The organism is Methanosarcina sp. MSH10X1, assembly GCF_004099695.1.
Taxonomy (GTDB): domain Archaea; phylum Halobacteriota; class Methanosarcinia; order Methanosarcinales; family Methanosarcinaceae; genus Methanosarcina.
The window spans coordinates 1-1892 of record NZ_SCHL01000042.1 but is presented as its reverse complement, the minus strand read 5'-3'; the positions used below and the strand labels follow the sequence as shown (position 1 = coordinate 1892).

At 44.1% G+C, this 1892-nt stretch carries 1 pseudogene; it reads right to left on the bottom strand.

The window, feature by feature from the left end:
* Positions 1-1892: pseudogene (locus EQO05_RS15195) on the bottom strand (hypothetical protein); the annotation flags it as partial.

Here is a 1892-nt window from a genome sequence, read left to right as displayed (position 1 = left end):
TCCCTGTATTCTCTTTCAATGGGGTCAGAATAGGTTGACAATCCTACGTAACCGCCTGCCGGAGGTCGCTTGTGGTAAACAATTGTCAGTTTTTCAGCTTCAGTTTCAGTATGGGAAAGCGATTCTATATTGGTTTTACTAATAGTTTGGGAGTCTGAACCGCCTGATGTATCGGAATGCGTGACCGTTGTATAGTTTCCGTCAGGCAGCTGCTCTCTGGTTTTCCACTTGTAGGTGTAATCGTAACTGTAGTTTATTTTCCAGTTTGTTACTATTTGATAAGAGATATCGTACCTGATTCGCCAGTCAAAAACATGGTCTTCGCGGTTCAGGTAGCCCTCGCTCCGGTTTTCAACTGTCAGGGTATCATTACTTGCATAGGAAAAATGGGGTTCGATTTTTACATCGGCAATGTTAACAGAAGACAGGCTGACATCTGCCGATGTGACCGACCAGCTCGATACAGTTCCTTCAGGAGGTTCAATTGAAGGGTTTAAGGATTCGGAATAGGATTTTCTGGTCGAATCCCCCCAAGAGTAAGAAGGTACAAGAGACCCGATATGAGTTCCTGATGCCAGATAGTTCGAGTTCCAGCTAACGGTTTGACCGCTAAACGAGACCGAATCCGGATTGAAATTTGCAGTAACTTCAGAGGCAACCGGATCAGGAGAATCAAAGCCATCTCTTAGAATTTGCCCCTGAACCGATGCCGTATAAACGCTGTCCGTAACTGCATGAATAAGGTCAGGATTCTCTTCTGTCCACACATGGTCGTTGAAAACCCAGCCATCAATAACTCCATCGGTATAATTGGAAGCTGAAACTTCAATTTTCGAATATTCGGAAAGCTGTTCAAATGAAGTATTAGTCTCTCTCAGGGATTCTTCTATGCTCTTTTCCACATCCAGGGAAAAGGATTTGTTCTGCGCAAGCGAATCGTAAGTGGTTGCCAGGTTTACGCCTTTATCCTGCTCATAACGAGAGATTGAAGCATTCAGCTTACTGTTAGAGCCAGATGGTAATTTCCCCCTACCTGAGGTGCTGCTTGAGGTAGAAACGTCTTCATAGAGAACTTTTCCGTTATAGTAAGTTGTATAGGTTAGAGCAAGGGGGTCAACCGAATCAAAAATTCTTTTCTGAGTATAGAGCGTGGCTCCGTTAATAGAGCTTGAGAGGGCAGGATTTGTCAGGATATTTAGAGGCCCGTTTGCATAATGCTGCCAGGGCCCGTAGACGAAAGTTCTAAGGTTCGTTGCTCCGAGCACGAGGTTTGATGTCGAATCAAGGCTTGAGGTGTTTCCAAGCTCGGTTTCGTATTCCCTGACAAGTTCTTCAAGAAGCGGTTCCCTTGAAGTTATCATGGTGGAGAGTCTCATGCTTCGGTTGAAGCTCTCTCGGGTTTCGAGGTTGACAAGAGTATAATTGAGGACAGGAATTTCGAAAACGTAATAAATAGTATAATTTTTACTGGCAGGAGTGTTGTAACCTGTATCAAAAGTGAGGTTTGTGTCAGCATAATTCTTACTTTTGCCGCCAGATGAGATTTCCCTTTGCAGAGTTCCGGTTACTTTCCTTATTTTTATCTGCTCAGGTTTTATGTCAGGCTCCACATTGATTGCATATTCTCTAAATGTGTGGCTATTTCCCTGGTAGTTTACAGAAAGCAGCCTGTTAAAAGCATCGGCGGTAATGTCTTTTACCGGGCTTACCTCAATCACGAACCAGTCCGAGGCTTTTAATTCGTCGCCGTAATAAAGTTCAATTGAAGCGTATCCTGAGGCTGCGGAGTCCGGAATTTCCACGGTTTCCTGGAAGGAGACTTTCCGGAAAAAACCGGTTGCCTGGCCGTAGTTTATACTTTTTATTTCATAGCCTGATGAGTCGTTGACAAT